The organism is Acinetobacter sp. TY1 (genome assembly GCF_048551395.1).
GTDB lineage: Bacteria > Pseudomonadota > Gammaproteobacteria > Pseudomonadales > Moraxellaceae > Acinetobacter.
The window spans coordinates 13,013-38,369 of the sequence record NZ_JBLYZK010000002.1 but is presented as its reverse complement, the minus strand read 5'-3'; the positions used below and the strand labels follow the sequence as shown (position 1 = coordinate 38,369).

Sequence of the window (25,357 nt, the reverse complement as noted above, 5' to 3'; positions counted from 1 at the left end):
TATTAATCATAGCAGTTAAATAATTATTTCAATGTACCGTTTTCAACCGTCAATATAGTAACCTTCACAAATCACGACTCAACACAATTAATATATGGCTTTTCTAAAAATGATACGGATCAAGTTCAGAATTTAACGGTTGATAAGCCTGAATAAATGTCGGTGACATCCGTTTTGGTCGCCCTGTTGCAATTTCAATACATGCCCACTTGGTATTGCCCGTAAAAAGTACGCTTTTGTCACTTGCTCGGAAAAATGCATACTGACGAAAAGAATATAAGGCATTGATATCATAGAACCATGTCCGCAGAATCACATCATCACCAAGCATTGCAGCTTTTCGATATTGAACATGATGCTCTACTGCAACCATAGCATGCTTTAGCTCTAAATATTGTTCAAGACCAACACCTAATGCCTCAATATGTGCTGTTGCGACATCTTGCATCCATGCCACATAAACTACATTATTAACATGCCCTAACACATCAATATGCTCAGGTTTGACGGTAATTTTTAGATCAAAATATGAGGTGCTCACGTATCCATCCTGTGATTTTTCAAGTATTTTATCGGCAATTTAACAAAGTACTCGCCAAGTTGAAATCTTTGGCAACAAAAAACCACTCCGAAAAGTGGTTGATTGAATCTTCATTCATCTTTCATAAAACAACCAACAATCATTTATTGTGACAAAACAATTAACAATTATTGAATGCGTAAACCCAATATTGCGTGCTGACCTTCACGGACAATAGCAACACGAGCCACTGTATTTTTCTTTAATTCTGAAACTGCTGAAACAAAATCATTAGGGTTATCAACTTTTATATTATTAACTTGAGTAATCACATCACCCGCTTGAATATTTGATTGATATGCCAAACCGCCTCGCACTACATCTTGAATCAACACACCACCCTTGATATTTAAACGGCTCTTTTCAACATCCGATAAGGCACGAATAGACACGCCCAATATAGGACCTTTTTGCGGTTTTGCCGTATTGGTATTCTCAGCTTTTGCTGGGGTATCATCTGGCGCTGAAGTTAATGTTGCCGAAATGACTTTCGCTTTATCATCACGTAAAACTTCAAGCTGAATATTTTGATTTGGCTGAGTTCGGTTCAAATAATTGAGTAATTCTGAGGTTCTTGAAATTGGTGAGCCATTATATTTCATAATCACATCGCCCGATCTAAAACCAGCTCTATCTGCTGGAGAACCCGAAGCGACCTGTGTAATCAATGAACCTTCAGGTTTTGGTAATTTATAAGCTTCAGCCAAATTACGATCAATATCTTGTAACATCACACCCAAATATGAACGTGTTACTTTACCATTTTTCTTTAACTGATCTGCAACATCCATTGCCACATCAATAGGGATAGAGAATGACAAACCCATGTAACCGCCTGTCCCACTAAAAATTCGTGAGTTCACACCAATCACTTGACCTTGTTGATTAAACAATGGCCCACCTGAATTACCTGGATTTAATGCTACATCGGTCTGAATAAACGGTACTGAGGTTTCACCCATCATATTACGAGATTTAGCACTCACAATCCCTGCCGATGCAGAATAATCAAAACCAAAAGGCGAACCAATCGCAAGTACAGGCTGTCCAACTTTAAGCTGATCAACATTGCCTGTTGCAAGTGATGGAAAATTATTGCCCTCTACTTTTAATAATGCAACGTCTGTGCGTGCATCACTTCCGACCACAGTGGCATCAATTTCACGGCGATCATTCAACATAATCGTAACTTTAGATGCATCCTCCACCACATGGTGGTTTGTCAATAAATAACCATCTTTACTGATAAAAAATGCACTACCATACGCTGTTTTTTCTTGTGGGGCTTGTTGCTGTGGAATAATGATCTGATTACCAAAGAAGCGTTTTAAAATCTCAGGCACTTGTTGTTGTAAAAGCTCTTCCTGAGTCATTTTTTTTACAACATTGACACTCACAACAGCAGGACTGACTTGCTCAACTAAATTAGAAAAATCAACTGGGGTAGCTGCCTGTGCTTGGGTTACTGCAACAGTAAAAACAGCGGCATACATTCCGTTTTGTATTAGGCGACTATTCATAAATATTTGAACCCATCTGTGATATTTTTAATAAAACTGTTTGTAACATACAAAATTATATCTTTGCGTAATAATATGTTGCGATGTTTTATAAAACAATTGCTTACTTAAGTAAGTATTAAGCCTAAATGAATATTTTATTAAATTAATCTGCCAAAAGTACGCTTTTGCCTCATAAAGCTATTGAATTTTGATCAAAAAAAGAGTGTGATGATCGGACTTTTTTAAATTAGCTGATGGACATGTCTAATTTCGAAACATCACATCAATTTGATGTCATCGTTGTGGGGAGTGGTGGCGCAGGGCTAAGTCTAGCATTGTCTCTACCTGATCATTTTAAAATTGCAGTTTTAGCTAAATCAACCCTTACCGATGCAAGCACCTATTTTGCTCAAGGAGGTGTCGCTGCGGTTTTAGATAAAACTGATTCTATTCAGCAACATATTGATGACACCATGATTGCAGGTTCGCATTTGTGTGAAATAGATGCAGTTCGCCAAACCGTTGAAGGGGGTCGTCCTTCTGTAGATTTTCTGCTTGAACAAGGTGTTCAATTTACATTAGATCAAGATGCTCAATTGCATTTAACCCGTGAAGGTGGACATTCACAACGTCGAATTATTCATGCCGCAGATGCTACAGGCAAAGCTATTTCGACCACTTTGGTTGAACGTGCGCAACAAAAAGAAAACATTAGTATCTTTGAGAATTTTATTGCTATTGACCTCATTACCACACAAAAACTCGGACAATTTGATGTCGAAAATCGTGCTGTAGGACTTTATGCACTCGACGAAGCCAATGAAAAAGTTCATACATTTTTAGCACCCTTTACTGCCCTTGCTTGTGGTGGTGCCATGAAAGCCTATTTATATACCTCCAATCCCGACATTGCCACAGGTGATGGGATTGCGATGGCTTACCGTGCAGGTTGTCGGGTTGCCAATATGGAGTTCAACCAATTCCATCCCACCTGTTTGTATCATCCTCAAGCTCGCTCCTTTTTAATTACTGAAGCCATGCGAGGCGAAGGTGCATATTTACGTTTGCCTGATGGTGAACGCTTTATGCTCCGTTTTGATGAGCGTGCTGAACTTGCTCCTCGTGACATTGTTGCTCGTACCATTGACCATGAAATTAAACGTTTAGGTATCCGTCATGTATGGTTAGACATTACCCATCAGCCCTCTGAATTTGTGAAAGAACATTTTCCAACTTTATATGCACGTCTGCTTGAACTCGGCATTGATATCACTACAGAAATGATTCCTGTTGTACCTGCTGCACACTATACCTGTGGCGGTGTTGTGGTTGATGAACACAGTCAAACTGATATTGCCGGTCTATATGCGATTGGTGAAACCTCTTATACAGGGTTACACGGTGCAAATCGTATGGCGAGTAACTCTTTATTAGAGTGCTTTGTTTATGGTATGAGTGCAGCAAAACATATGACCGAGCAATCGAATCAGCATTTCAAAGCACCGACTGTACCTGAATGGGATGCGACACAAGTGACTAATGCCGATGAAGATGTCGTAATTTTACAGAACTGGGATGAATTACGGCAGACCATGTGGAACTATGTCGGTATTGTACGAACTACAAAACGTTTACAACGTGCCTTGCACCGCATTGAAATGTTGAAGCGTGAAATTACCGAATACTATCAAGATTACCATGTGAGTAAAAACTTAATTGAACTGCGTAATTTGGTCTTGGTTTCAGAAATGATTGTACGTTGTGCGATGCAGCGCAAAGAATCTCGTGGCTTGCATTACACGCTTGATTATCCTGAACAGTCCAATGAATTAAGAAAAACCATTTTAACGCCACCTGATTTTGGCATTGAAACACCATTGGTCAATGTCGATTTATCTCAAGTCGCATCGATTGCTTAATCAGTCGATTAAGACCATAAAAAATGCCTGATTAATTCAGGCATTTTTATTCATCAAATTTTATGTATCAAAGATATCAATTAAGATTTTTGCGGTGGAATTGAATAGGTTCCTGTCACATGCGCAACAGGTTCATCCTGATCTATAGAATAAATCCAAACTTCAGCCACAATTAAGACTTTACCTACTTTCATCAATTTACATACCCCACGCAAATCAACACCACCTGAAGGCTTGCGTAAAAAATTGATATTCATGTTGGTAGTCACAGCCAAACCAATAATGCCAATTTCACCTAAAATAGCAACATACATGGCAAAATCGGCAAGTGTCATCATAGTTGGTCCTGAAATCGTGCCACCTGGACGTAAATCATTGCCACCAACATGCCATAACATGGTTGCACCGCAATCAGTGACTTCTTCGATTTCACACTTTTCCAAACTTTGTGGAAAGTATTGCTGTAAAAATTGAATAATTTCTTGTTTATTACTTTTCATGAAATTCCATCTTTATGTTCTTTTGTACATCAAAATATAAAGACTTTATCATTGAAAAACATGAACCCAATGGTTCTATTTTATCAAGTAAACAAAATATTAATTCAGATAAGACAAAGCCTCTTTAAAGACCTGTTCAGGCACTTGAGTCGCATCCAAGCGTTTCATACGCTCAGGTTCATTTTGATGAATTTCCTCAAAACCTGTACGAACTTTTTCAAAGAAGCTGACTTTTTCTTGTTCAAAACGATCTAATGCACCGCGCTCACGTGCACGAGTCATCCCAAGTTCAATAGGTGCATCTAACCAAAACGTAATATCAGGCATTTTAGCGACAAAGTTAATATTTAGTAACTGTAACTTGTCACGACTTAACCCCCGCCCTGCACATTGATAGGCAAAACTTGAATCACTAAAACGGTCACACAGAACAATTTTACCTTCTGCCAATGCAGGTAAAATCACACGTTCTAAATGCTGCGCACGTGCGGCATACATCAAGAGCAACTCAGTATCATGACTCATTTTTTCATCATGATTGATTGAAAGTAATAAAGAACGAATTTGCTCTGCAAGCGGTGTTCCACCTGGCTCACGAGTTAAAACAACATCTTTACCTGCAAACTGAAAATGATCATACAATTTTTGGATCAGTGTGGTTTTTCCTACACCTTCGGTGCCTTCAAAACTAATAAACATCACCGCTCCTTAATTTTTAGATTGCATAACAGCGCGGTATTCTTGCACTGCTTGGTTGTGATCAGACAAATTAGCGGTAAATTTATGACCACCATTGCCTGTTGCCACAAAGTAAATATTGTCTGAATTATCAGGATGCATTGCAGCTTCAATGGCTTTTTTGCTTGGAAGTGCAATTGGTGTTGGCGGTAAGCCATTGATAGTATATGTATTATATACTGTTGGTGTGCGTAAATCTTGCTTGGTAATATTACCTTTATATTGATCACCCATACCATAAATTACAGTTGGATCTGTTTGCAAACGCATCCCCAATTTTAAACGACGCACAAAAACACCTGAAACTTGTTCTAATTCACGATCAACACTGGTTTCTTTCTCGATAATTGACGCCATAATCAACGCCTCATATTTGGTTTTATACGGCACAGTTGGATCACGTTTTTCCCAAGCATCGTCTAAAATTTTCATTTGACGCTGATACAAATCTAATAAAATTTGTTTATCTGAAGTTTCTTTTGCAAAAAAATACGTATCGGGGGCAAATAATCCTTCAGGATGCTCAAAAGGAATATTAAGCGCTTGCAACATTTCACGAGTTGGTAGGTTTGTCACCTCATGCACAACCAAGCTGTCTTTTTTGAGTGCTTTGATTAAATCTTTAGCAGTTGTTCCTTCAATGACCAAAATGCGATTCATTTGCGCATTTTCAGCATTAGAAACCATTTCCAAAACTTGACGATAACTCATGCCCTGAGTTACTTCATATACACCTGCTTTCATGGTGTCGTGTATGAAAAATTTACGATATAACTTTAGAACAAGTGGAAAGCTAACCTTACCATCTTGTGCTTGTTGGTCAATAAAACGAGTATAATTTTCACCATTAGTCACTGAAAGCTTTTGTTTTTCTCCTGCTACAGGAAAAGGTTTAAACAAGCTCATTTTCAAAACAATACCAATAACAACGAGAATTGCAATAAGGGCTATTGCAATCACTTTTAAAATCTTTTTACGCTTTAGAGCAAGCTGTTGCTGTGCTTTTTTATTAGATTTAGGCTGGGTTTTAGACATAAGGCTTAAACTGATTCAATTTTAAAGTTTCAAATAACTCAACACAAGGTTGAAGGTCTAATCTGCGTTGTTGAAATGCATCTAAGTCAAATGTCTCTACAGCTTTCATGGGACTCAGCGCATTACAGAAAAATAAGCTTTGTATAGTTTGAATTTCATCAATTTTCACCTGACGTCGCTCACAAGCAATACTATGTTGTTGCATACGTTGCAAAATTTCTGCACGCATCACACCATGCACACCATTATAACGAAGTTCAGGCGTAACCCATGTATTGTTTATGCGTAGAAGACAATTACTGCTTATACCTTCAACAATCTGCCCATTTAAATCGCAAGCCAATGCCTCTGACCACTGTTTCTGTACAGCTTCTTGCTTCAACATAACTTGCTCAAGTCGATTTAATGTCTTTATACCGACCAATTCAGGCATATTTAAGCCCATTTTCCGCTCTAATATACCGCTATTGATCTGCTCAAACTTAAAATCAGATGTCTCTTGCGGATAAAACAAAACATAGATATCGGCAGGATGCTCAGGCAATGCATAGCCACGATTGCCCTCTCCACGTGAAAGCATAATTTTTAATGTGCCATTCAACTGCTCAAAATGCTGTCTTAATAATGCAATACTTATATCGATTAACGTGAAATCTACATCAAGCAATAAGCGATGTGCCGAATCAACCAAACGATTTCGATGAGCGGTTTCAAGCTCAAAAATATCTTGATGAAAACGTGCGGTGGTAAAACAACCATCACCATACTGAAATGCTCGATCTAAAATTGAAACTGAATCAACCCATTGAGCATTTTTAAGATATAACATTTGATCAAAACCTTCCTGTATTCAGCATAATCCACCTCTAAATTACGACACCAATTAGCATAAATATTCATATAAAATTCATTTTTTATTATTTTTTATGAATAAAGACAACCGTTATGCTTCATCCATATTTATGAACTTCACAAAAATATGGGAACAATGACCATGCAATTTTCAAAACTAAAAGTAAGCTTACTTGTCGCTCTCGTTTCTGTTTCATCAGTCACTTTTGCTGCAAAAGACTTTTTAAATGTCTCTTATGATCCAACTCGTGAATTATACGATGATTTTAATAAACAGTTCGGTGCTTATTGGAAAAAAAGTACGGGGCAAGATATTAACTTCAAACAATCACACGGCGGTTCAGGTAAACAAGCGCGCGCCGTGATCGATGGCTTAAGTGCAGATGTTGTTACATTGGCTTTGGCTGCCGATATTGATGCAATTGCTGAAAAGACGAATTTACTTCCAAAAGATTGGCAAAAGAAATTCCCTCAAAACTCAACACCATATACATCAACCATTGTATTCCTTGTACGTAAAGGCAACCCAAAAGGCATTAAAGATTGGGGGGATTTGGTTAAACCAGGCGTAGAAATTGTGACACCAAATCCAAAAACTTCAGGTGGTGCGCGTTGGAACTATCTTGCTGCATGGGCCTGGGCAAAACATAAATACGGCACAGATGCAAAAGCACAAGATTTTGTTCGTCAAATTTACAAACAAACCAAAGTACTCGATTCAGGCGCACGTGGTTCAACCACAACCTTTGCCGAGCGCGGTATTGGTGATGTGTTACTTGCTTGGGAAAATGAAGCTTTCTTAGCACAACGTGAGCAACCAGGTAAATTTGAGATCATCACACCAACTTTATCTATTTTGGCTGAGCCACCTGTAGCAATTGTCGAAAAAAATGTACAAAAAGATGGTAATGCCAATGTCGCAAAAGCTTACTTAAACTTCTTGTATTCGCCTGCGGGACAAACTATTGCAGCAAAAAATTACTATCGTCCACGTAATGCAAGCATTTTGAAGCAATACAGCACTGTATTTAAACCTTTAAAACTGGTAACGATTGATAAAGAGTTTGGTGGTTGGGCTAAAGTTCAAAAGCAACATTTTGAGAATAACGGTGTATTTGATCAAATTGTAAAAGAGAATAGTAAATAATCATCAATCAATACGCATCACGTAGGTAAAAGTAAGGAGTAAAGACATGATTCACACGATAATTGTTCCGGGTGTGGGTGGCAGTGATTCTGATCATTGGCAGTCTTGGTTACAACGTGAACTTATGTCTTGCTCTCGTGTGCAACAAAAGGATTGGAATCTTCCTATACTCAAAGATTGGATGAAGAGTTTTGTGACTTTAGTTGCCAAAATTGAAGCACCAATCCAAATCGTTGCACATAGTTTCGGTTGTTTGACCAGTGTTGCTGCATTAGCACAACATCCAGAGCTTACATCAAAAATCAAAAAATTGATTTTAGTTGCGCCTGCTAACCCTGCCCGCTTCGGTGCGAATGGTTTTGCACGTAATAGTCCAAATGATTATGCAACTTACTTTCATCAACTCAAAATTGCCGTACCCACTGAAATGATTATTTCTGAAAATGATCCTTGGTTAAACTTCGATGATGCACTTGCTTTGGCGAAAGCTTGGCGAATTAAACCTCGCAACTTAGGTCAAGTCGGACACATCAATGTTGCTTCAGGTTTTGGATCTTTTCCAGAAATTTATGACCACCTCATCAGTGAGCCACAGCACGCTTATATCAATAATATTGATGATAACAAGTTGTTTTTTAAATTTGCAATTTAGTCCCTGCCTTTTATGCTTGGCAAAATTTATTTTATAGCTCACTGATTTCAGTCAGCTTTCTCTCTTTGAGGAGTTCTCATGTCGCAGCGTTCCCGAGTGCTGCCAGGATTTGGTCTTTCACTAGGCTTCACCCTAGCGTATTTATCATTAATTGTGCTGATCCCATTGTCTGCCGTATTCATCAAATCCCTTGGAATTGGTTGGGATGGTTTATGGGAAATCCTCAGTTCTGAACGAATTTTAAAATCACTACAACTGAGTTTTGGTACAGCGATTATTGCTGCACTTATTAATGTTGTTTTTGGTTTATTGCTTGCTTGGTGCCTTGTTCGTTATAGTTTTCCCGGCAAACGTATTGTTGACGCATTGGTTGACTTACCTTTTGCACTGCCAACGGCTGTGGCAGGTATTGCACTCACATCACTGTATGCACCTACAGGCTGGATTGGGCAATACCTTGAACCTATTGGTATTAAAGTCGCATATACCCCGATTGGGATTACCTTGGCCTTAATTTTTATTGGTATTCCTTTTGTGGTACGTACGGTACAACCCGTCCTTGCCGATTTAGAAACCGAACTTGAAGAAGCGGCATCCGCACTTGGCGCAAATCGTTTTCAAATTATCACCAAAATCATTTTACCAATTTTATTTCCTGCATTACTGACAGGCTTTGCGCTTGCATTTGCACGGGGCGTCGGTGAATACGGCTCAGTGATTTTCATTGCAGGTAATCAACCTTTTGAAACTGAAATTGCACCATTGATGATCATTTCACGCCTCGAAGAATATGACTATGCTGGTGCAACCACGATTGCTGTGGTGATGCTTGTACTTTCATTTTTCATTCTCTTTTTGATTAATCTTATTCAGGCTTGGGCAAGTCGCCGTACAGGGAGAACTGCACGATGAGTTCATCTTCTAGCAGTGCTTTAGCACAAAAATTACAATCTCGAGATGCGACACGAGAACCTACTTGGGTCAAAGTCACCCTTATTGTCATTGCAATGATTTTCTTTTTAAGTTGCTTAATTCTTCCTCTGATTTTAGTTTTCGTGGAAGCGTTTAAACAAGGTGTTGCTGTTTATTTTTCAGCATTGGTCAATCCTGATACATTGTCTGCTGTCAAATTAACATTACTCACTGCTGCTATTGCTGTTCCACTTAACGTGGTATTTGGTGTTGCTGCTGCATGGTGTGTGGCGAAATTTAACTTTCGTGGTAAAGCCATTCTTACCACCATTATTGATACACCATTTTCAGTATCACCTGTAATTGCAGGTTTAATGCTTGTGTTGATTTTTGGTTCACAAGGTTGGTTCGGCGGTTGGTTGATGGACAATGACATCAAGATTTTGTATGCGACCCCTGCAATTGTATTGGCGACTATATTCATTACCGTCCCTTTTGTTGCTCGTGAATTGATTCCTCTAATGGAAGCACAAGGCACAGAGGAAGAAGAGGCAGCAATTGTACTAGGTGCATCTGGTTGGCAAACATTTTGGAATGTGACCTTACCCAATATTAAATGGGGTCTGATTTACGGCATCATTCTGTGTAATGCCCGTGCAATGGGTGAGTTTGGTGCAGTTTCTGTCGTTTCTGGTCACATTCGTGGTGAAACCAATACATTGCCTCTCCATGTTGAAATTTTATATAACGAATATACGTTTAGTGCAGCATTTGCTGTGTCATCACTACTTGCTCTGCTTGCGATTCTCACCCTAATTTTAAAAACGTGGGTTGAAATCCGTCAGGAAAAACAAGACCGACGCAATGACGATGCAACTGTTTAAGGAATTACATTATGAGTATTCAAGTTAAAAATATTGAAAAACATTTTGGTGCGTTCCATGCACTTAAAGACATCTCTTTAGACTTTCCTGAAGGTCAGTTGGTTGCATTACTTGGACCATCGGGTTGTGGTAAAACAACACTGCTTCGCATCATTGCTGGTCTTGAATCTGCGGACAAAGGTCAGGTGATTTTAGAAGGTCAAGATGCCACGAATATTCACGTTCGTGAACGCCAAGTCGGCTTTGTATTTCAACATTATGCTTTGTTCCGTCATATGACTGTATTTGACAACATTGCTTTTGGTTTACGTGTACGTCCACGCGCAACACGTCCAAATGAAGCAGAAATTAAAAAGCGTGTGACACGTTTGCTTGATTTGGTACAACTTGGCTTCCTTGCTGATCGTTACCCTGCTCAGCTTTCAGGTGGTCAGCGTCAACGTATTGCGCTTGCACGTGCCTTGGCGGTTGAACCCCGTGTACTTTTACTTGATGAACCTTTTGGTGCCCTCGATGCTAAAGTCCGTAAAGAATTACGCCGTTGGTTACGTACTTTACATGATGAATTACATATCACTTCTATTTTTGTGACACATGATCAAGAGGAAGCACTTGAAGTTGCTGACCAAATTGTGGTGATGAACAAAGGTGATATCGAACAAATTGGTTCACCACGAGAAGTGTATGAAAATCCGACCACGCCATTTGTCTTTGACTTCTTAGGTCAAGCCAATCGTTTTGAAGGTACGAAATCTCAAGGACTGATTCAAATCGGTTCTGACAGCATTCTACTGCCTGAGCCACAAAATGTATCAGACGGTCAGGTGATTGCTTTTGCACGCCCACATGAATTACGTATTCATGCACAACCGACTGAAAATGCATTCCAAGCAACCTTCTTACGTGAAATTTGGATTGCAGGAAAAATCATGGCTGAGTTACAAGACAGCGCAGGTAATCTGATTGAAATTGCACTCAGTTCGGAAGATGCTAAATTACATCAGTTCCGACCAAACCAAACCGTATGGATCAGCGCATCTACACTACATCTTTTTGCAAATCAGGTTGCGTAACACAACCTCAGGATGAGCAGTACATTAGCTGACTCGTCCTTATTTAAGGTACCGAAGAACATGAACTTTCAGCAATTAAGAATTATCCGAGAAACAGTTCGTCAAAATTATAATTTAACCGAAGCTTCGGCTGCACTCTACACCTCTCAATCGGGCGTGAGTAAACACATTAAAGACCTTGAAGATGAGCTGGGTGTTCAACTTTTTGTCCGTAAAGGTAAACGCTTATTGGGTTTAACAGAACCTGGTCAAGCACTGCTCAGTATTGTTGAACGCATGCTCATTGATTCAGATAATATTAAACGCCTTGCTGATGACTTTAATAAAGTCGATGAAGGAACATTAACGATTGCAACAACACATACTCAAGCTCGTTACGTTCTTCCACCTATCGTCAATGCATTTAAAAAATTATTTCCAAAAGTCCATTTGATTTTGCAACAAGCAAGCCCGACTGAAATTGTTGAAATGCTGTTACTGGGTCTAGCTGATATTGGTATTGCAACTGAATCACTCATGGCTGAAGATAATTTAGGAAGTGTGTCATTTTATAATTGGAAGCACTGCATCATTACACCTAATGATCACCCATTAGCACAGCTTAATCCAAGAGAAATCACCTTAGAAAAATTGGCTCAATATCCAATTATTACCTACCACGGTGGTTTCACAGGACGTTCTAAAATTGATACTGCTTTTGATGATGCAGGACTCAATGCCGATATTGTGATGTCAGCGCTCGATGCCGATGTCATTAAAACCTACGTTGAACTTGGTATGGGTGTCGGTATTGTCAATGATGTGGCTTATGACACTGAACGTGATCATCGTTTAAAACAAATTGATACCGATTTATTTGGAGTCAATACAACATGGATAGCTGTCCGTAAAGGACATCTTCTACGTGGTTACGGCTATGAATTCATTTCGATTTGTGCACCCGATGCCGATGTTAAAGCATTGAAAAAAATTGCTTACCCTGAAGACTAAAACGTATTTTTAATAACCCCAACAACAAAAAAACAGGCTTATGCCTGTTTTTTTGTTACATTACATTCGAATCAAAACTTACCAATGGAAACTTACACCCACTTTACCAACGGGTAACCATTTGTACTTATCATCATTACTAATTTTATCTTCTTCAGCGGCTAAATCTCTATCGAAATCTGTATTGATACCCACAAACTCACCCTCAGATTGTAGATTTACATTAGGGTTACCTGTGTAATAGGCACCGACCTCACCAAATACACCCCAGTTTTTATTAATTTTAGGTGCAAAACCTAAACCTACATATGGGGAAATTTTGTTCTCATAATCCATTTTACCATTCACTTCGCCATTGAAAACATAGTTATTCCCATTCACCTTAATCGTACCATTACTTGAACGTTTGCTAAGATCATATTCAGAATCGATATAGCCCACACCAGCGGCTACATACACCCCTTGAGCCCAACGGCTTTGACTTGTACCCCATGGACGAATCTCCGCATTTAAATACGCAAGCTTATTATCCATATCTACATCGTATTTTGTACCATTGATAGATAAATCATCTGACCAAGAAATATCTCCCCCGTTATAACCCAGTGCCAAACCAACATATGGATTAGCTGTCCATAAAAGTGCACCACCGTAACCTGTCGTACCGACTTCTACACGCGCACCTGTTGGAATGAGTTGGTTTGTATCAAAAGTTTTACCGCTATCAACCACTTGATAATCTGCCATTGCAAAACCAGATGCAGTTAATGCTGCTGTAATCGCAAAAAGTTTAAACACTTTCATTTGTATCTCCTCAAAAATTGAGCTTGTTATTTAATTCATTCATGTTTTTTTGATTTCAGTTTTATCTTAGTTCAAAACCCCTGATAAAAAGGTGACTTCTTGATGAATTTTTGCTTAATTATGTTAACTTTTGATACAATTTAGTATAAGTATCGGTATTTAAACGCTTAAAATTTACAAATTTTTTCAGCTTTTATACATTTCTGTAAGCGCTATTTTTTTATTTACTACTTTTAGCATTGTGATTTGATTTTTAGAGAATTTACCAACCAATTTGGTGTAGAATCTGTAAAATTTTTTGGAAAGAGAAGATCATGTCTCAGCTTTCAACGATCATCGAGCAAGCATTTGAAAACCGTGCAAATTTCACAGCGGCAGATTGTCCAGCTGAAATCCGTACTGCAGTTGAAGAAGCGATTTCAGCTTTAGATAACGGTACATTACGTGTCGCTGAAAAAATTGACGGTGAATGGATTGTTCATCAATGGTTGAAAAAAGCGGTATTATTATCGTTTAAACTCAACGACAACAAACCAATTGAATCATGCGACCTTCAGTTCTATGACAAAGTTGATACTAAGTTTACAGGTTGGACTGAAGAACAATTTAAAGCCGCTGGCGTACGTGTAGTACCTCCTGCTGTTGCACGTAAAGGTTCTTTCCAAGCAAAAGGCGTGATCTTGATGCCTTCATATGTGAACATTGGTGCATATGTTGATGAAGGTACTATGGTTGATACATGGGCAACTGTTGGTTCATGTGCTCAAATTGGTAAAAATGTACACTTGTCAGGTGGCGTAGGTATTGGTGGTGTTCTTGAGCCACTTCAAGCAAACCCGACCATTATTGAAGATAACTGCTTCATTGGTGCACGTTCTGAAATTGTTGAAGGCGTGATTGTTGAAGAAGGTTCTGTGATTTCAATGGGTGTATTCATTGGTCAATCAACTAAAATCTTTGACCGTGCAACTGGCGAAGTTCACTATGGTCGTGTCCCAGCAGGTTCAGTTGTTGTTGCGGGTAGCTTACCGTCTAAATGCGGTACTTACAGCCTTTACGCTGCAATTATTGTGAAAAAAGTTGATGCAAAAACTCGTTCAAAAACGAGCTTAAACGACTTACTTCGCGAAGACTAATTCTTTTATTTCTTGCGGAACTTTCGCCGCCTATTGGCGTAATAGCTCCTCGTCTCTACGGTCAATTCTGATCGTAGAGATTTTTCATTTTGTACACTGTGGTAAATGTTATGAATACTCTCCGCTCTTCTGCTATTCCTGTTTCTGATCCGTCTGCGGGTTTACGTATTACGGAGATTTTTTATTCCCTACAAGGTGAAGCCAATGCAGCAGGCTTACCGACTGTTTTTATTCGTTTAACGGGTTGCCCTTTACGCTGCACCTACTGCGATACAACTTATTCTTTTGAGGGTGGTCAACGTCAGTCATTGGACAGTATTATCCAAACCGCAACAGATTTTAATACCCCTTATATTTGTGTTACAGGCGGTGAACCACTTGCACAGCCAAATTGCATTCCATTATTACAACAATTATGTGATTTAGGTTTTGATGTTTCACTCGAAACAAGTGGTGCACTTGATGTATCTTCTGTAGATACACGTGTATCAAAAGTGCTCGATCTCAAAACGCCTACATCTGGTGAGCACACACGTAATCTTTTAAGTAACCTTGATCATTTAACCCCACATGATCAAATTAAGTTTGTCATCGGTAATCGTGAGGATTACGAATGGTCAAAACAGCAAGTTGCAGAATTTGAGTTAAATGAGCGGGTCAGTACTGTGTGGTTTTCACCAGCTTTTGCTGTCGAAAAAAATACAGCTCGGCTACCTGCTTTAGCGCGTGATTTAGCGCAATGGATTTTAGACGACCAACTCCCTGTTCGCTTTCAATTACAATTGCATAAATTGTTATGGAATGATGAAACTGGTCGTTAATCCGCCCTGTTATAAAATTGGAGAAGTGTTATGCGTCCTCGTGCGATCGTTTTATTGTCAGGTGGTTTAGATTCCACCACTTGTTTAGCTTGGGCTCAAGCCAATTACGACTGTATTGCAATCAGCTTTATGTATGGTCAACGCTCAACAACTGAGTTAGATGCTGCCCGTGCATTAACTCAACGTGCTGGTGTGGAACACCGTGTAATCAATATTGATTTAGGTAATTTGGGTGGTTCTGCCCTCACCGATCATAGTATTGAAATCCCAGATCATGAACAAGCTGGTATCCCAATTACTTATGTGCCTGCACGTAACACCATTTTCTTGTCTTATGCGCTTGCAGCTGCCGAAGTATTTGATGCACAAGCCATTGTCATTGGTATTAATGCTGTTGATTATTCAGGTTACCCTGATTGCCGTCCTGAGTTTATTGATGCCTTTGCCAATATGGCGCGCCTTGCAACTAAAGTTGGCGTGGAAGGAAAACCACTTAAATTTGAAACACCTCTGTTACATTTATCCAAAGCAAATATCATTCGCTTGGGTATAGAACATGGCGTAGACTACAGTCAAACAGTGTCATGCTACCAAGCTGACGACCAGGGACGTGCTTGTGGAAAATGTGATAGCTGCCGTTTACGCAAACAAGGTTTTGCTGATGCAGGTGTAACAGATCCTACACGCTATATACCGTAATAATAGGTAATGATGATGAAAATTTCTAAAACAGGTTTACTACTGACTTCACTTTTTTCTGCTGCAATGTTCGGTTCTACACTTGCTTCAGCAGATGCGGCAAGTATTGCAAAAAGCACTAACGTGAAAGCTGCGATCATTGCTGAGTGTAAAACTCAAATCACTAAAAAAGGTGGTTTAACTGCAACTGAAGCAGGTAAATACTGTACTTGTGATACCGATATCAAAGGTAAAACAACACTTGCTCAGCAGTGGGAGCTACAAAGCACACTCAATGCGAAGAAAAGTCCATCTACGTTAGCATTTGTTCAGAAGCAAAATGCAGACATGAAGGCATGTCTTGGTGCACCACTGGTTAGCAAGATTCAAACACTTGCTGAAGCTGAAATGAAAGCTGCACAAGCGAAAAAATAATCGTTAACCACAGTCTAAATTCAGCCACTTTTATGTGGCTGAATTTTTATGGAGAATATGAATATGAGTTCAAGTATTACTTTACCAAATCAAACTTTCCAAACAACTACAGGCGAAATTAATTTAGCTGAAGTTACATCAGAATGGTTACTCGTTTATTTTTACCCTAAAGATTCAACACCAGGCTGTACAGTCCAAGCTGTTGATTTTTCAACACTGAAAGAGCAGTTTTCTGCACTAAATACCACGATTATTGGGGTATCTCGTGATTCTGTGAAAGCACATCAGAATTTTACTGAGAAGCAAAATCTCAGCATTAACTTGATTAGTGATAAAGAAGAAGTACTGTGTCAGCATTTTGATGTAATTAAAGAAAAAAATATGTATGGTAAGAAAGTGATGGGCATTGAACGCTCAACGTTTATTTTCCATAACGGTACATTGGTCAAAGAATATCGTAAAGTCAAAGCTGCAGGGCATGCTGAACAAGTTTTAGCAGATTTAAAAGCACTTCAAGCTTAAGTAATTACGCTGTATAACGATTAGCCCACATACTTCATGTTTTAGATGTATAAATATATTGATGATTGAATATTTGGGCTGATCTTATAGTTAAAAAACCTATCCTAAAACAAATATAAACAGCCTTAAATTTCAAATCATTCATTTAAATGTCATACATTTAAGATCAGTGAAATTGCAATTCCCCACATTACCAATGCAATCACTCCATCTAAAATCTTCCAAGCCTTTGGATTTTCAAAAATAGGAATAAATATTCTTGCACTATAGCCCAATGCAAAAAAGAATAACCAAGATGCCGTCACTGCACCTAAAGCAAAATATAATTTCGTATTTTCAAATTGTGTCGAAATTGAACCGAGCAAAACCACCGTATCCAAATATACATGCGGATTGAGCCATGTTAAAGTCAAACAAATTAAAATGATTTTACTTAAATGTTGCGTTTCATCTGCACTAATTTGCATCTTTTGTTCTGAACCAAAGGATTGCAAGGCATGTTGTAATCCATACCAAAATAAAAACAGCGCCCCACCCCATTTAGCCCATTGTATTAATTGAGGGTACTGTTGTATCACCACTGAAAAACCCGTTACACCTAAAATAATGAGAATAGAATCGGACAATGCACATACCAAACAGACCCAAAACACAGATTGTTTTTTTAAGCCTTGTTTCAGTACAAATGCATTTTGTGCCCCAATTGGAATGATCAGGCTAAAACCCATCATTAGTCCCTGTATGTAACTATTTACCATGACCATATAACATTCAAAAAATTGTGGATGTATTATCCTGAAATTTTCATAATATTGATTATTTCTTAGAAAATATCAATCTAACTAAATTTAATTAAGTTTATAATTGGAATTAAATACACTAAAAGTACTATTTTTACACGAATAGAAAATTTCAAGTAGGATTAAAAATTATGCTTAATCATAAACATTGTGCAGCATTTTTAGCTGTTGCAGAAACAGGTAGCTTTGATCTTGCCGCAGTACAGTTGTGCATTACAGCTTCGGCAGTGACTTTACGTGTGCAAAGTTTAGAAAAACTACTCGGACATTTACTGATTGTTCGTGAGCGTCCATGTCGAATCACACAAGCAGGTCAGTCTTTATTGCACTATCTACAGCACAGTCGTTTACTTGAACAAAATTTATTGCAAAATTTGACAGGAAAAACTGAAAAATCACAGTTTTATCGAATTAACATTGCCACCAATGCCGACACACTTGCCACTTGGCTACTGCCATTATTCAAAAATATTTTGATTGAACATAAAATTGTTGTGCATTTTCAATTGGATGATCAATCACAAACGCATCATTTGCTAGAAGCTGGCTTAGTTAATGCTTGTCTAACAACTGAGCCGAATGCAATGAAAGGTTGCGTAGCACATTCTTTAGGACAAATGCATTATCGTTTTGTTGCTACACCACAATATATTGCACAGTGGTTTCCACACGGCGTAAACCGTGATGCTTTACGTGACGCACCTGCACTGATTTTCAATGAGAAAGATCATATGCACACTGGATATATTCAGCAAAAATTTGGCTTAAATCCAACCCAATATCCACATCATTTTATTCCGTCATCAAGTGCATTTGTTGATGCGATTGTCATGGGATTGGGGTATGGATGGCTACCTGATTATCAACTTAATCCACATTTAGACAGCGGAAAATTAGTTGAGATATCAAATGAATTAGCGATTGATCTGCAACTGTATTGGCATCATTGGAAACAACAATCTGAACCGTTGTCAATATTAACTGAACATATTAAAATTCATGCAAATCATGCGATGAATCTCGCTCAAAACCTCACAGATGAAGATTCACATATAGAACATTAATATTTATATAAAAAATCTATTCAAGATTAGACTTATCATTTAGTGCAAATTTTTTACTTAATTGTGTATAAATAGGCGTTTGTTGAAAATTGTTTAAAAAATCAATGCTCCCTTGTGGAAAGGCGTTCTTCAAAATTTCTCCACGATAGTAAGCTTCACGCAGTGGTGTTGCAGACATCGCTCCGACTAAACTGTCAAGCTCAAGCATTTTCCACTCAGGAAAAAATTTCAAATAATACGAAGAGTCATCTTTAAAGTGCCCAATTAAACCGACCCGATCCCCTTTGTGAATCACTCCACCCACTTTGAGTTTAACTATTTTTTGCCATTTTTCATCATTATAAACATCAATTACAGGAACAAAATGAATCCGTTTTTGATCCTCGGCAGAAAAATTCGATAAAATCATCTGTGCACGTTCATCAGCAAGAAATGGATTTTTAATATTACGTTCATTTTGCGCAGAACCTAATGCCAAAATAACGTGTTTACTGTGTTGTAGCGCAATATTCACAGTTTCCAAATGTGCCAAATGAAAAGGCTGAAAACGACCAATAAAAACGAGGTAATCAAATATATAGTTCATGCTGATTCTTTTTTATGAACTCATGAGTTGCACCACATTTGCAAATATGCGACATAATGGACTCATAAGAATATTTCAATTGAAAGCAAGGATAGTACGATGACACTCAGTTGTATTCAACAACCACATCAACATTTAAACGCAAATTTGGAAAATGGTGTACTGACTTTAGCCATTAACCGACCAGAAGCAAAAAATGCATTGTATGGTGAATTGTACCTTTGGATTGCCAAAGCATTCGATGAAGCAGATCAAGATAATGATGTACGTGTCGTGATTCTACGTGGTGCAGATACTGATTTTAGCGCAGGTAATGATATGAAAGACTTCATGGCTTTCATTTCACAACCCCTTGAAGGTAAAGAAGGTGATGGTCCACCTTTTGTGCTATTAAAATCTGCCGCACGTTTATCTAAACCATTGATCTGTGCTGTGCGTGGTGTTGCAATTGGAATCGGTGTAACTGTTTTATTACATGCAGATATGGTTTATGCAGACAATACTGCCCTATTCCAAATTCCGTTTGTGAGCCTTGGTCTTTCTCCAGAAGGTGCTTCGAGTAAATTACTCATTCAGCAAGCAGGCTATCATAAAGCGGCTGAATTACTTTTAACTGCTCAGAAATTTAACAGTGAAAAAGCCTTAAGCGCAGGTTTAATCAATAGCATTGAAGATGATGTTTACGGTCACGCATTACGTCAAGCGCAAACCCTTGCTGCTCTTCCATTGGCTTCAATCAAACAAACTAAAGCGATGATGAAACATAATCTTGAAGAAATCATCCAATGTGTTGATGATGAAGCTGTTATCTTTATGCAACGTGTTAAATCTCCTGAAATGGCAGAAGCTGTTGCCGCATTTATGCAAAAACGCAAACCTGATTTTGCACAATTCAATTAAGTTTTAAAACTAAAAATGAATTGAAAATAAAACCACTGACTTTATGAGTACAGTGGTTTTATTTTTTAAAACATATTATTTTAAAACAATGTAAATCATTAAAAAGGTTAAAAATCATGTCTAAAGTCAATACAGAAAAAAAACGTTACTATGAACCTGCACCGCAAGATATTGATGTTGAAAACTTTAAAAAAGTGGTTCAAAGCCGACGTTCCGTACGTAAATTTACCGACAAGGTGATTCCTGCTGAAATTTTAGATGATTGTCTCGACATGGCATTATTAGCACCAAACTCGTCCAATTTACAGCCATGGACATTTTATGTTGTGCAAAATCCATCTAAGAAGAAGCTATTAATTAAAGCGTGTTTAGGTCAACTTGCGGCAAAAACTGCTGCTGAACTGATTGTTTGTGTAGCTCGTACTGACCGTATTGATGACATGGCAAAACGTAATATCAACGAATTTCCATTTCCTGAAGTTCCACCTTTGGTTAAAAAATATTACACGTATATTCCACTGAACTATAAAACAGGTTACTTCAATGCATTGGGTAACTTTAAGAAAGTGGCATTTAAGGTTGCACGTACACTCGACAAGCAGCTCCCAGTGACTGCATTTACCCCTGCCGATGCTGTACTTTGGGCAAGTAAAACCACAGCTTTGGCTTGTGAAAACTTAGTTTTAGCTTTGCGCGCACATAGTTTTGACAGCTGTATGATGGAAGGCTTTGATGAACCTTTAGTACGTAAAATTTTAGACCTCAATGATCAACAATACCCTGTCATGGTGATTGGTGCAGGCGAACGTGCTGAAGATGGCGTATTCTTCCCACAATATCGCTTTGATCGTGAATTATTTATTCAGAAAGTTTAACCTTTTGTAAGTCCTTCACCTTTAGACAAAGAGATTGACTTATTTTCATTTACTTTTTGTACTTTAATCCCTCTTTGCGAAGCAAAGCTCCTATCCCTTTAAAAAGGGAGGGGCTTTATTTATCCAATCTCAACCATCTGAATAAACTCAAATGCAGGCTCTTCATAAGGATGGCTTGCTTTTAATGCTTTTGCCACTGCACCAGCAAATTTATCAGGCACGATGGTTTCCACTCGCCATTCAGGCACTAGCTCTAAAGTATCCAATTCACCAATAAACGGATTTGCACCTTTAATAGGCTTAAATTGCCCTGTGCCTAATACTTGCCATGCACAATGCTCATAATTTCCTATTCCACCTGCACCTACATTAAAAATGGCAGTTTTAGTACTTTCTAAATAAGCCTCAGGCACATAATAAATCAGCTTTAACATCGCGTTCCCTTTTCATGCATCACAATAAACCCCCATCAATACATGCTAAAAGATCAAATGACACGCTGACAAGTTTTTGATCAATTAAAAAATGAGTCTGACGAAAATATAGAATATTAGCGCTTTCAACTTGGAACACTTTTCGAATCCAAGTACAATAGCCCGCAGTCGAGGGGTGCTGCGACTTTTTCACAGACTCATAAATGTGAAATCGCTAGGCTCGACCATCGGTATTCTATTCAGAACAACCAAAAACGGCATCCGCGAACATACTGATCCATTTTTTCATATAGGAGATCGTGATGAACGCGGTTAATGCTTCATTTACAGATTATAAAGTTGCCGATATTTCACTTGCAGATTACGGCCGTAAAGAAATCAAACTTGCTGAAGCTGAAATGCCTGCTCTAATGGGTTTGCGTAAACGCTATGCTGCTGCAAAACCACTTGCTGGCGCAAAAATTCTTGGTTGTATTCATATGACCATTCAAACTGCGGTTCTTATTGAAACCCTAGTTGAATTAGGCGCAGAAGTTCGTTGGACATCTTGTAATATTTTCTCAACTCAAGACCATGCTGCTGCTGCTATTGCTGCTGCAGGTATTCCTGTTTTTGCTTGGAAAGGCGAAACTGAAGAAGAATACAACTGGTGTTTAGATCAACAAGTTAATGTAAATGGTACGCCTTGGGATGCCAACATGATCTTGGATGATGGTGGTGATTTAACATTACTTGTTCATGAAAAATATCCACAAGTGATTGCAAAAATTCACGGTGTTACTGAAGAAACAACTACAGGTGTTCAACGTCTGTATGAAATGCTTCGTGACGGTACGTTGAAAGTGCCTGCAATCAACGTAAATGACTCTGTAACGAAGTCTAAAAACGACAACAAATACGGTTGCCGTCACTCGTTAAATGATGCGATTAAGCGTGGTACAGATATGCTTTTATCTGGTCGTCGTGCGCTTGTGATCGGTTATGGTGACGTTGGTAAAGGTTCTGCACAATCACTTCGTCAAGAAGGTATGATTGTACGTGTAACTGAAGTTGATCCAATCTGTGCTATGCAAGCATGTATGGATGGTTATGAAGTTGTTTCTCCATACAAAAATGGCGTACAAACAGGTAAGAAAGAAGACATCAATCTTGATCTTCTTCAAAATACTGACTTGATCGTAACAACAACAGGTAACTACCACGTTTGTGACTCAGCTATGCTTGATTCATTAAAAGCAGGTTCAGTTGTATGTAACATCGGTCACTTTGATACTGAAATCGACACCAACTACTTACGTGGTTACAAATGGGTTGAAGTTAAGCCACAAGTACACCAAGTATATCGTTCAGAAGACGAAAATAACTACCTAATCCTTCTTTCTGAAGGTCGTTTAGTGAACCTTGGGAATGCAACAGGTCACCCATCACGTATTATGGATGGTTCTTTTGCTAACCAAGTATTGGGTCAAATGCATTTATTTGCAGAAAAATTTGCTGATCTTCCAGAATCTGAAAAAGCAGCTCAAATTCGTGTAGAACTTATTCCTAAGAAATTAGATGAAGAAGTTGCTGCTGCAATGGTTGTTGGTTTTGGCGGCGTCTTGACTCAATTGACTCAATTACAAGCAGATTACTTAGGTGTAGCTGTTGAAGGTCCGTTTAAGTCTGAGACTTATAAGTACTAAGTTTTTTCACCTCTCCTAACCTCTCTTGTTAGGAGAGGGACTTTTCATTACGGTTTTAAATAATGTAATGGATTCTCTTTCTCTTACGCCATATATGGCTCAGGGAGAAGGTTGGAATGAGGGTTAATAAAAAACAAGTCTTTGATAAAAAGGATTTAACCATGACCAAACGTGTTCCTATTTCGTTTGAGTTTTTCCCAACAAAAACCGATGCAGGTGCGGAAAAACTTAAAATCGTTCATCAAGAATTACAGCGATTAAACCCTGAGTTTTTTTCCATTACTTATGGTGCGGGTGGTTCAACTCGTGAACGCACTTTAGCTGCAATTAATGATTTTAATGGTAAAGGTACGCCTGTTGCCCCTCACCTGTCTTGTATTGGTGATGACAAAGTCCGTATCGCTGAGCTTTTAGATATTTATAAAAATCAAGGCATTGACCGTATTGTAGCGCTTCGTGGTGACTTACCTTCAGGTCAAGTCGGCTTAGGTGAATTGCCTTATGCACAGGATTTAGTTCGCTTTATTCGTGAACATTCAGGTGATCATTTCCACATTGAAGTAGCAGCCTACCCTGAAATGCATCCTCAAGCCGATAGTTTTGATAAAGACATTCAACGTTTTTGTGAAAAAGTTCGTGCAGGTGCAAATGCAGCATTAACTCAATTCTTCTTCAATCCAGATGCGTATTTCTACTTTATCGATCGCATTCAAAAAGAAGGTCTTGATATTCCTGTTGCACCAGGCATTATGCCAATCACAAATGCAAGCAACTTAATTCGCTTTGCTGATGGTACAGGTGCTGAAATTCCGCGTTGGATTCGCAAACAACTTGCGGCCTATGGTGATGATACTGCAAGTATTAAAGCATTCGGTCATGAAGTGAATGTTAAGCTTTGCGAACGCCTGATTGCAGGTGGTGCGCCAAGTCTGCATTTCTATACCATGAACCATACAGAACCAAATCGCCAATTAGTGCTTGACCTCGGTTTAGCCTAATTATATATCATCCAATTTTGTACATTTAAAAGAGTAAGCCTGAATGCCTCGTTTTTATATTGAAACTGATTTAGCAGTAAATACTACGGTTGAACTGACTGAAACAGTATTTCATCATTGGGTTAAAGTCTTACGTGCTAAATTGGGTGAAACAGCCACCTTGTTCAATGGACAAGGTGGTGAATATTATGTGACATTGTCAGAAATCAATAAAAAATCTGCACAGGTTTTTGTTGATGCTTTTAATGCTGATAATCGTACTCCGTCCAAAAGCACTCTGCTCGGACAGGTCATGAGCAAAGGTGATCGGATGGATTACGCTATTCAAAAGGCTGTAGAATTGGGCGTTGTAAAAATTCAACTTTTAACCTCTGAACGTTGTGAAATGCGCCTTAAATACGATCGTGACCAAAAGAAAATTGAACATTGGCAAGGTATTGCTATTGCTGCTTGTGAACAATGCGGTATGAACCGTGTACCTGAAATTTTAGCACCAATCTCATTAGAGGCATGGCTACAAAGTGATTTACCTGGAAGCCGTCTTGTCCTAGCACCCAATAAAAATCAGCAAAATGTCTTACAAAATACAGGCTCATCACTTGCTGTACTGATCGGTCCTGAAGGCGGATTGAGTGAAACTGAAATCAATATGGCCAACGAGACAGGCTTTATGAGTTGGTGTATTGGTGATCGGATTTTACGCACAGAAACCGCACCCGTAGTCGCACTTACACTCATAAACTTTACCTAAATCAACATTTACATAAAAAATGTTAATTAGTTAGAATTATATTGATTTTTAAGCCTAACAAAAGTAACGTAATATTGATGAAAA

At 38.5% G+C, this 25,357-nt stretch carries 28 protein-coding genes; 18 read left to right on the top strand and 10 right to left on the bottom strand.

The annotated features are described in order from the left end of the window. Window positions 1-103: 103 nt before the first annotated feature. Both ACK2M2_RS01570 and ACK2M2_RS01565 read right to left on the bottom strand, forming a co-directional pair. Window positions 104-541, bottom strand: a complete 438-nt coding sequence (locus ACK2M2_RS01570) for an acyl-CoA thioesterase (protein WP_409511890.1) — start codon at window positions 539-541, stop codon at window positions 104-106. Between the two features lie 167 nt (window positions 542-708). After that, window positions 709-2,100, bottom strand: coding sequence for a Do family serine endopeptidase (locus ACK2M2_RS01565; protein ID WP_409511889.1), 1,392 nt, complete (start codon window positions 2,098-2,100; stop codon window positions 709-711). Between the two features lie 236 nt (window positions 2,101-2,336). Between ACK2M2_RS01565 and nadB the strand changes: the two genes are divergently transcribed. Next, entirely contained in the window at window positions 2,337-4,001 is a 1,665-nt protein-coding gene (gene nadB, locus ACK2M2_RS01560) for an L-aspartate oxidase (protein WP_419345913.1), read from the top strand. A gap of 80 nt (window positions 4,002-4,081) precedes the next feature. Here the strand turns inward: nadB and ACK2M2_RS01555 are convergent, their stop codons facing one another. The 4 genes from ACK2M2_RS01555 to pabC all read right to left on the bottom strand — a co-directional run bounded on the left by ACK2M2_RS01555 (window position 4,082) and on the right by pabC (window position 7,103). Beyond that, the gene (locus tag ACK2M2_RS01555; RefSeq protein ID WP_409511887.1) at window positions 4,082-4,501 is read right to left on the bottom strand and encodes a PaaI family thioesterase; all 420 of its coding nucleotides are present in this window, start codon (window positions 4,499-4,501) and stop codon (window positions 4,082-4,084) included. Window positions 4,502-4,600: 99 nt separating this feature from the next. Continuing rightward, window positions 4,601-5,200 carry a dTMP kinase gene (tmk, locus tag ACK2M2_RS01550; protein WP_419345912.1) on the bottom strand — a complete coding sequence of 200 codons (600 nt, stop codon included), beginning with the start codon at window positions 5,198-5,200 and terminating at the stop codon, window positions 4,601-4,603. A gap of 9 nt (window positions 5,201-5,209) precedes the next feature. Beyond that, window positions 5,210-6,274: an endolytic transglycosylase MltG gene (gene mltG / locus ACK2M2_RS01545; protein WP_409511885.1), complete on the bottom strand. Its 1,065-nt coding sequence runs from the start codon at window positions 6,272-6,274 to the stop codon at window positions 5,210-5,212. Continuing rightward, window positions 6,267-7,103: an aminodeoxychorismate lyase gene (gene pabC / locus ACK2M2_RS01540; protein WP_419345911.1), complete on the bottom strand. Its 837-nt coding sequence runs from the start codon at window positions 7,101-7,103 to the stop codon at window positions 6,267-6,269. The genes mltG and pabC overlap by 8 nt, the downstream gene beginning before the upstream one ends. A 165-nt stretch (window positions 7,104-7,268) precedes the next feature. Here pabC and ACK2M2_RS01535 point away from each other — a divergent pair, with 165 nt between their 5' ends. The 6 genes from ACK2M2_RS01535 to ACK2M2_RS01510 all read left to right on the top strand — a co-directional run bounded on the left by ACK2M2_RS01535 (window position 7,269) and on the right by ACK2M2_RS01510 (window position 12,784). Then, window positions 7,269-8,273: a sulfate ABC transporter substrate-binding protein gene (locus ACK2M2_RS01535; RefSeq protein ID WP_419345910.1), complete on the top strand. Its 1,005-nt coding sequence runs from the start codon at window positions 7,269-7,271 to the stop codon at window positions 8,271-8,273. A 46-nt stretch (window positions 8,274-8,319) separates the two neighbouring features. Then, window positions 8,320-8,925 carry an RBBP9/YdeN family alpha/beta hydrolase gene (locus ACK2M2_RS01530; protein ID WP_419345909.1) on the top strand — a complete coding sequence of 202 codons (606 nt, stop codon included), beginning with the start codon at window positions 8,320-8,322 and terminating at the stop codon, window positions 8,923-8,925. A gap of 78 nt (window positions 8,926-9,003) precedes the next feature. Next, complete coding sequence (gene cysT / locus ACK2M2_RS01525; RefSeq protein WP_409511881.1) at window positions 9,004-9,837, top strand: sulfate ABC transporter permease subunit CysT; 834 nt, start codon at window positions 9,004-9,006, stop codon at window positions 9,835-9,837. Continuing rightward, the gene (cysW, locus tag ACK2M2_RS01520; RefSeq protein ID WP_409511880.1) at window positions 9,834-10,721 is read left to right on the top strand and encodes a sulfate ABC transporter permease subunit CysW; all 888 of its coding nucleotides are present in this window, start codon (window positions 9,834-9,836) and stop codon (window positions 10,719-10,721) included. The genes cysT and cysW overlap by 4 nt, the downstream gene beginning before the upstream one ends. An 11-nt stretch (window positions 10,722-10,732) precedes the next feature. Further along, on the top strand, window positions 10,733-11,794 hold the full coding sequence (locus ACK2M2_RS01515; RefSeq protein WP_419345908.1) for a sulfate/molybdate ABC transporter ATP-binding protein: 1,062 nt from the start codon (window positions 10,733-10,735) through the stop codon (window positions 11,792-11,794). A 60-nt stretch (window positions 11,795-11,854) separates the two neighbouring features. After that, entirely contained in the window at window positions 11,855-12,784 is a 930-nt protein-coding gene (locus ACK2M2_RS01510; protein WP_409511878.1) for a CysB family HTH-type transcriptional regulator, read from the top strand. A 78-nt stretch (window positions 12,785-12,862) separates the two neighbouring features. Here ACK2M2_RS01510 and carO read toward each other — a convergent pair whose 3' ends face one another. Next, window positions 12,863-13,588, bottom strand: a complete 726-nt coding sequence (carO, locus tag ACK2M2_RS01505) for an ornithine uptake porin CarO (RefSeq protein WP_419345907.1) — start codon at window positions 13,586-13,588, stop codon at window positions 12,863-12,865. Window positions 13,589-13,902: 314 nt separating this feature from the next. Between carO and dapD the strand changes: the two genes are divergently transcribed. The 5 genes from dapD to ACK2M2_RS01480 all read left to right on the top strand — a co-directional run bounded on the left by dapD (window position 13,903) and on the right by ACK2M2_RS01480 (window position 17,180). After that, on the top strand, window positions 13,903-14,724 hold the full coding sequence (dapD, locus tag ACK2M2_RS01500; RefSeq protein ID WP_409511876.1) for a 2,3,4,5-tetrahydropyridine-2,6-dicarboxylate N-succinyltransferase: 822 nt from the start codon (window positions 13,903-13,905) through the stop codon (window positions 14,722-14,724). Between the two features lie 110 nt (window positions 14,725-14,834). Continuing rightward, a complete protein-coding gene (gene queE, locus ACK2M2_RS01495) occupies window positions 14,835-15,545 on the top strand; it encodes a 7-carboxy-7-deazaguanine synthase QueE (protein WP_419345906.1) in 711 nt (236 codons plus the stop codon). Between the two features lie 30 nt (window positions 15,546-15,575). Then, complete coding sequence (gene queC, locus ACK2M2_RS01490; protein WP_409511874.1) at window positions 15,576-16,244, top strand: 7-cyano-7-deazaguanine synthase QueC; 669 nt, start codon at window positions 15,576-15,578, stop codon at window positions 16,242-16,244. Between the two features lie 15 nt (window positions 16,245-16,259). After that, window positions 16,260-16,658, top strand: coding sequence for a hypothetical protein (locus ACK2M2_RS01485; protein WP_409511873.1), 399 nt, complete (start codon window positions 16,260-16,262; stop codon window positions 16,656-16,658). 63 nt (window positions 16,659-16,721) lie between these two features. After that, entirely contained in the window at window positions 16,722-17,180 is a 459-nt protein-coding gene (locus ACK2M2_RS01480; protein WP_419345905.1) for a peroxiredoxin, read from the top strand. A gap of 152 nt (window positions 17,181-17,332) precedes the next feature. Here the strand turns inward: ACK2M2_RS01480 and ACK2M2_RS01475 are convergent, their stop codons facing one another. Continuing rightward, window positions 17,333-17,938, bottom strand: coding sequence for a LysE/ArgO family amino acid transporter (locus ACK2M2_RS01475; RefSeq protein WP_409511871.1), 606 nt, complete (start codon window positions 17,936-17,938; stop codon window positions 17,333-17,335). 173 nt (window positions 17,939-18,111) lie between these two features. Here ACK2M2_RS01475 and ACK2M2_RS01470 point away from each other — a divergent pair, with 173 nt between their 5' ends. Further along, complete coding sequence (locus ACK2M2_RS01470) at window positions 18,112-19,044, top strand: LysR family transcriptional regulator ArgP (RefSeq protein WP_419345904.1); 933 nt, start codon at window positions 18,112-18,114, stop codon at window positions 19,042-19,044. Between the two features lie 16 nt (window positions 19,045-19,060). On the opposite strand, the gene ACK2M2_RS01465 is transcribed toward ACK2M2_RS01470, so the two are convergent. Beyond that, window positions 19,061-19,630: a nicotinate-nicotinamide nucleotide adenylyltransferase gene (locus ACK2M2_RS01465; protein WP_419345903.1), complete on the bottom strand. Its 570-nt coding sequence runs from the start codon at window positions 19,628-19,630 to the stop codon at window positions 19,061-19,063. Between the two features lie 99 nt (window positions 19,631-19,729). Here ACK2M2_RS01465 and ACK2M2_RS01460 point away from each other — a divergent pair, with 99 nt between their 5' ends. Then, window positions 19,730-20,530 carry an enoyl-CoA hydratase-related protein gene (locus tag ACK2M2_RS01460; protein WP_409511868.1) on the top strand — a complete coding sequence of 267 codons (801 nt, stop codon included), beginning with the start codon at window positions 19,730-19,732 and terminating at the stop codon, window positions 20,528-20,530. Window positions 20,531-20,646: 116 nt separating this feature from the next. Further along, the gene (locus ACK2M2_RS01455; protein ID WP_419345902.1) at window positions 20,647-21,405 is read left to right on the top strand and encodes a nitroreductase family protein; all 759 of its coding nucleotides are present in this window, start codon (window positions 20,647-20,649) and stop codon (window positions 21,403-21,405) included. Between the two features lie 119 nt (window positions 21,406-21,524). Here the strand turns inward: ACK2M2_RS01455 and ACK2M2_RS01450 are convergent, their stop codons facing one another. Then, window positions 21,525-21,839 carry an NGG1p interacting factor NIF3 gene (locus ACK2M2_RS01450; protein ID WP_409511866.1) on the bottom strand — a complete coding sequence of 105 codons (315 nt, stop codon included), beginning with the start codon at window positions 21,837-21,839 and terminating at the stop codon, window positions 21,525-21,527. Between the two features lie 302 nt (window positions 21,840-22,141). Here ACK2M2_RS01450 and ahcY point away from each other — a divergent pair, with 302 nt between their 5' ends. The 3 genes from ahcY to ACK2M2_RS01435 all read left to right on the top strand — a co-directional run bounded on the left by ahcY (window position 22,142) and on the right by ACK2M2_RS01435 (window position 25,273). Beyond that, window positions 22,142-23,524 carry an adenosylhomocysteinase gene (gene ahcY / locus ACK2M2_RS01445; protein WP_409511865.1) on the top strand — a complete coding sequence of 461 codons (1,383 nt, stop codon included), beginning with the start codon at window positions 22,142-22,144 and terminating at the stop codon, window positions 23,522-23,524. Window positions 23,525-23,685: 161 nt separating this feature from the next. After that, complete coding sequence (metF, locus tag ACK2M2_RS01440) at window positions 23,686-24,522, top strand: methylenetetrahydrofolate reductase [NAD(P)H] (RefSeq protein ID WP_409511864.1); 837 nt, start codon at window positions 23,686-23,688, stop codon at window positions 24,520-24,522. Window positions 24,523-24,565: 43 nt separating this feature from the next. Next, the gene (locus ACK2M2_RS01435) at window positions 24,566-25,273 is read left to right on the top strand and encodes a 16S rRNA (uracil(1498)-N(3))-methyltransferase (RefSeq protein WP_419345901.1); all 708 of its coding nucleotides are present in this window, start codon (window positions 24,566-24,568) and stop codon (window positions 25,271-25,273) included. The last annotated feature ends 84 nt before the right edge of the window (window positions 25,274-25,357 follow it).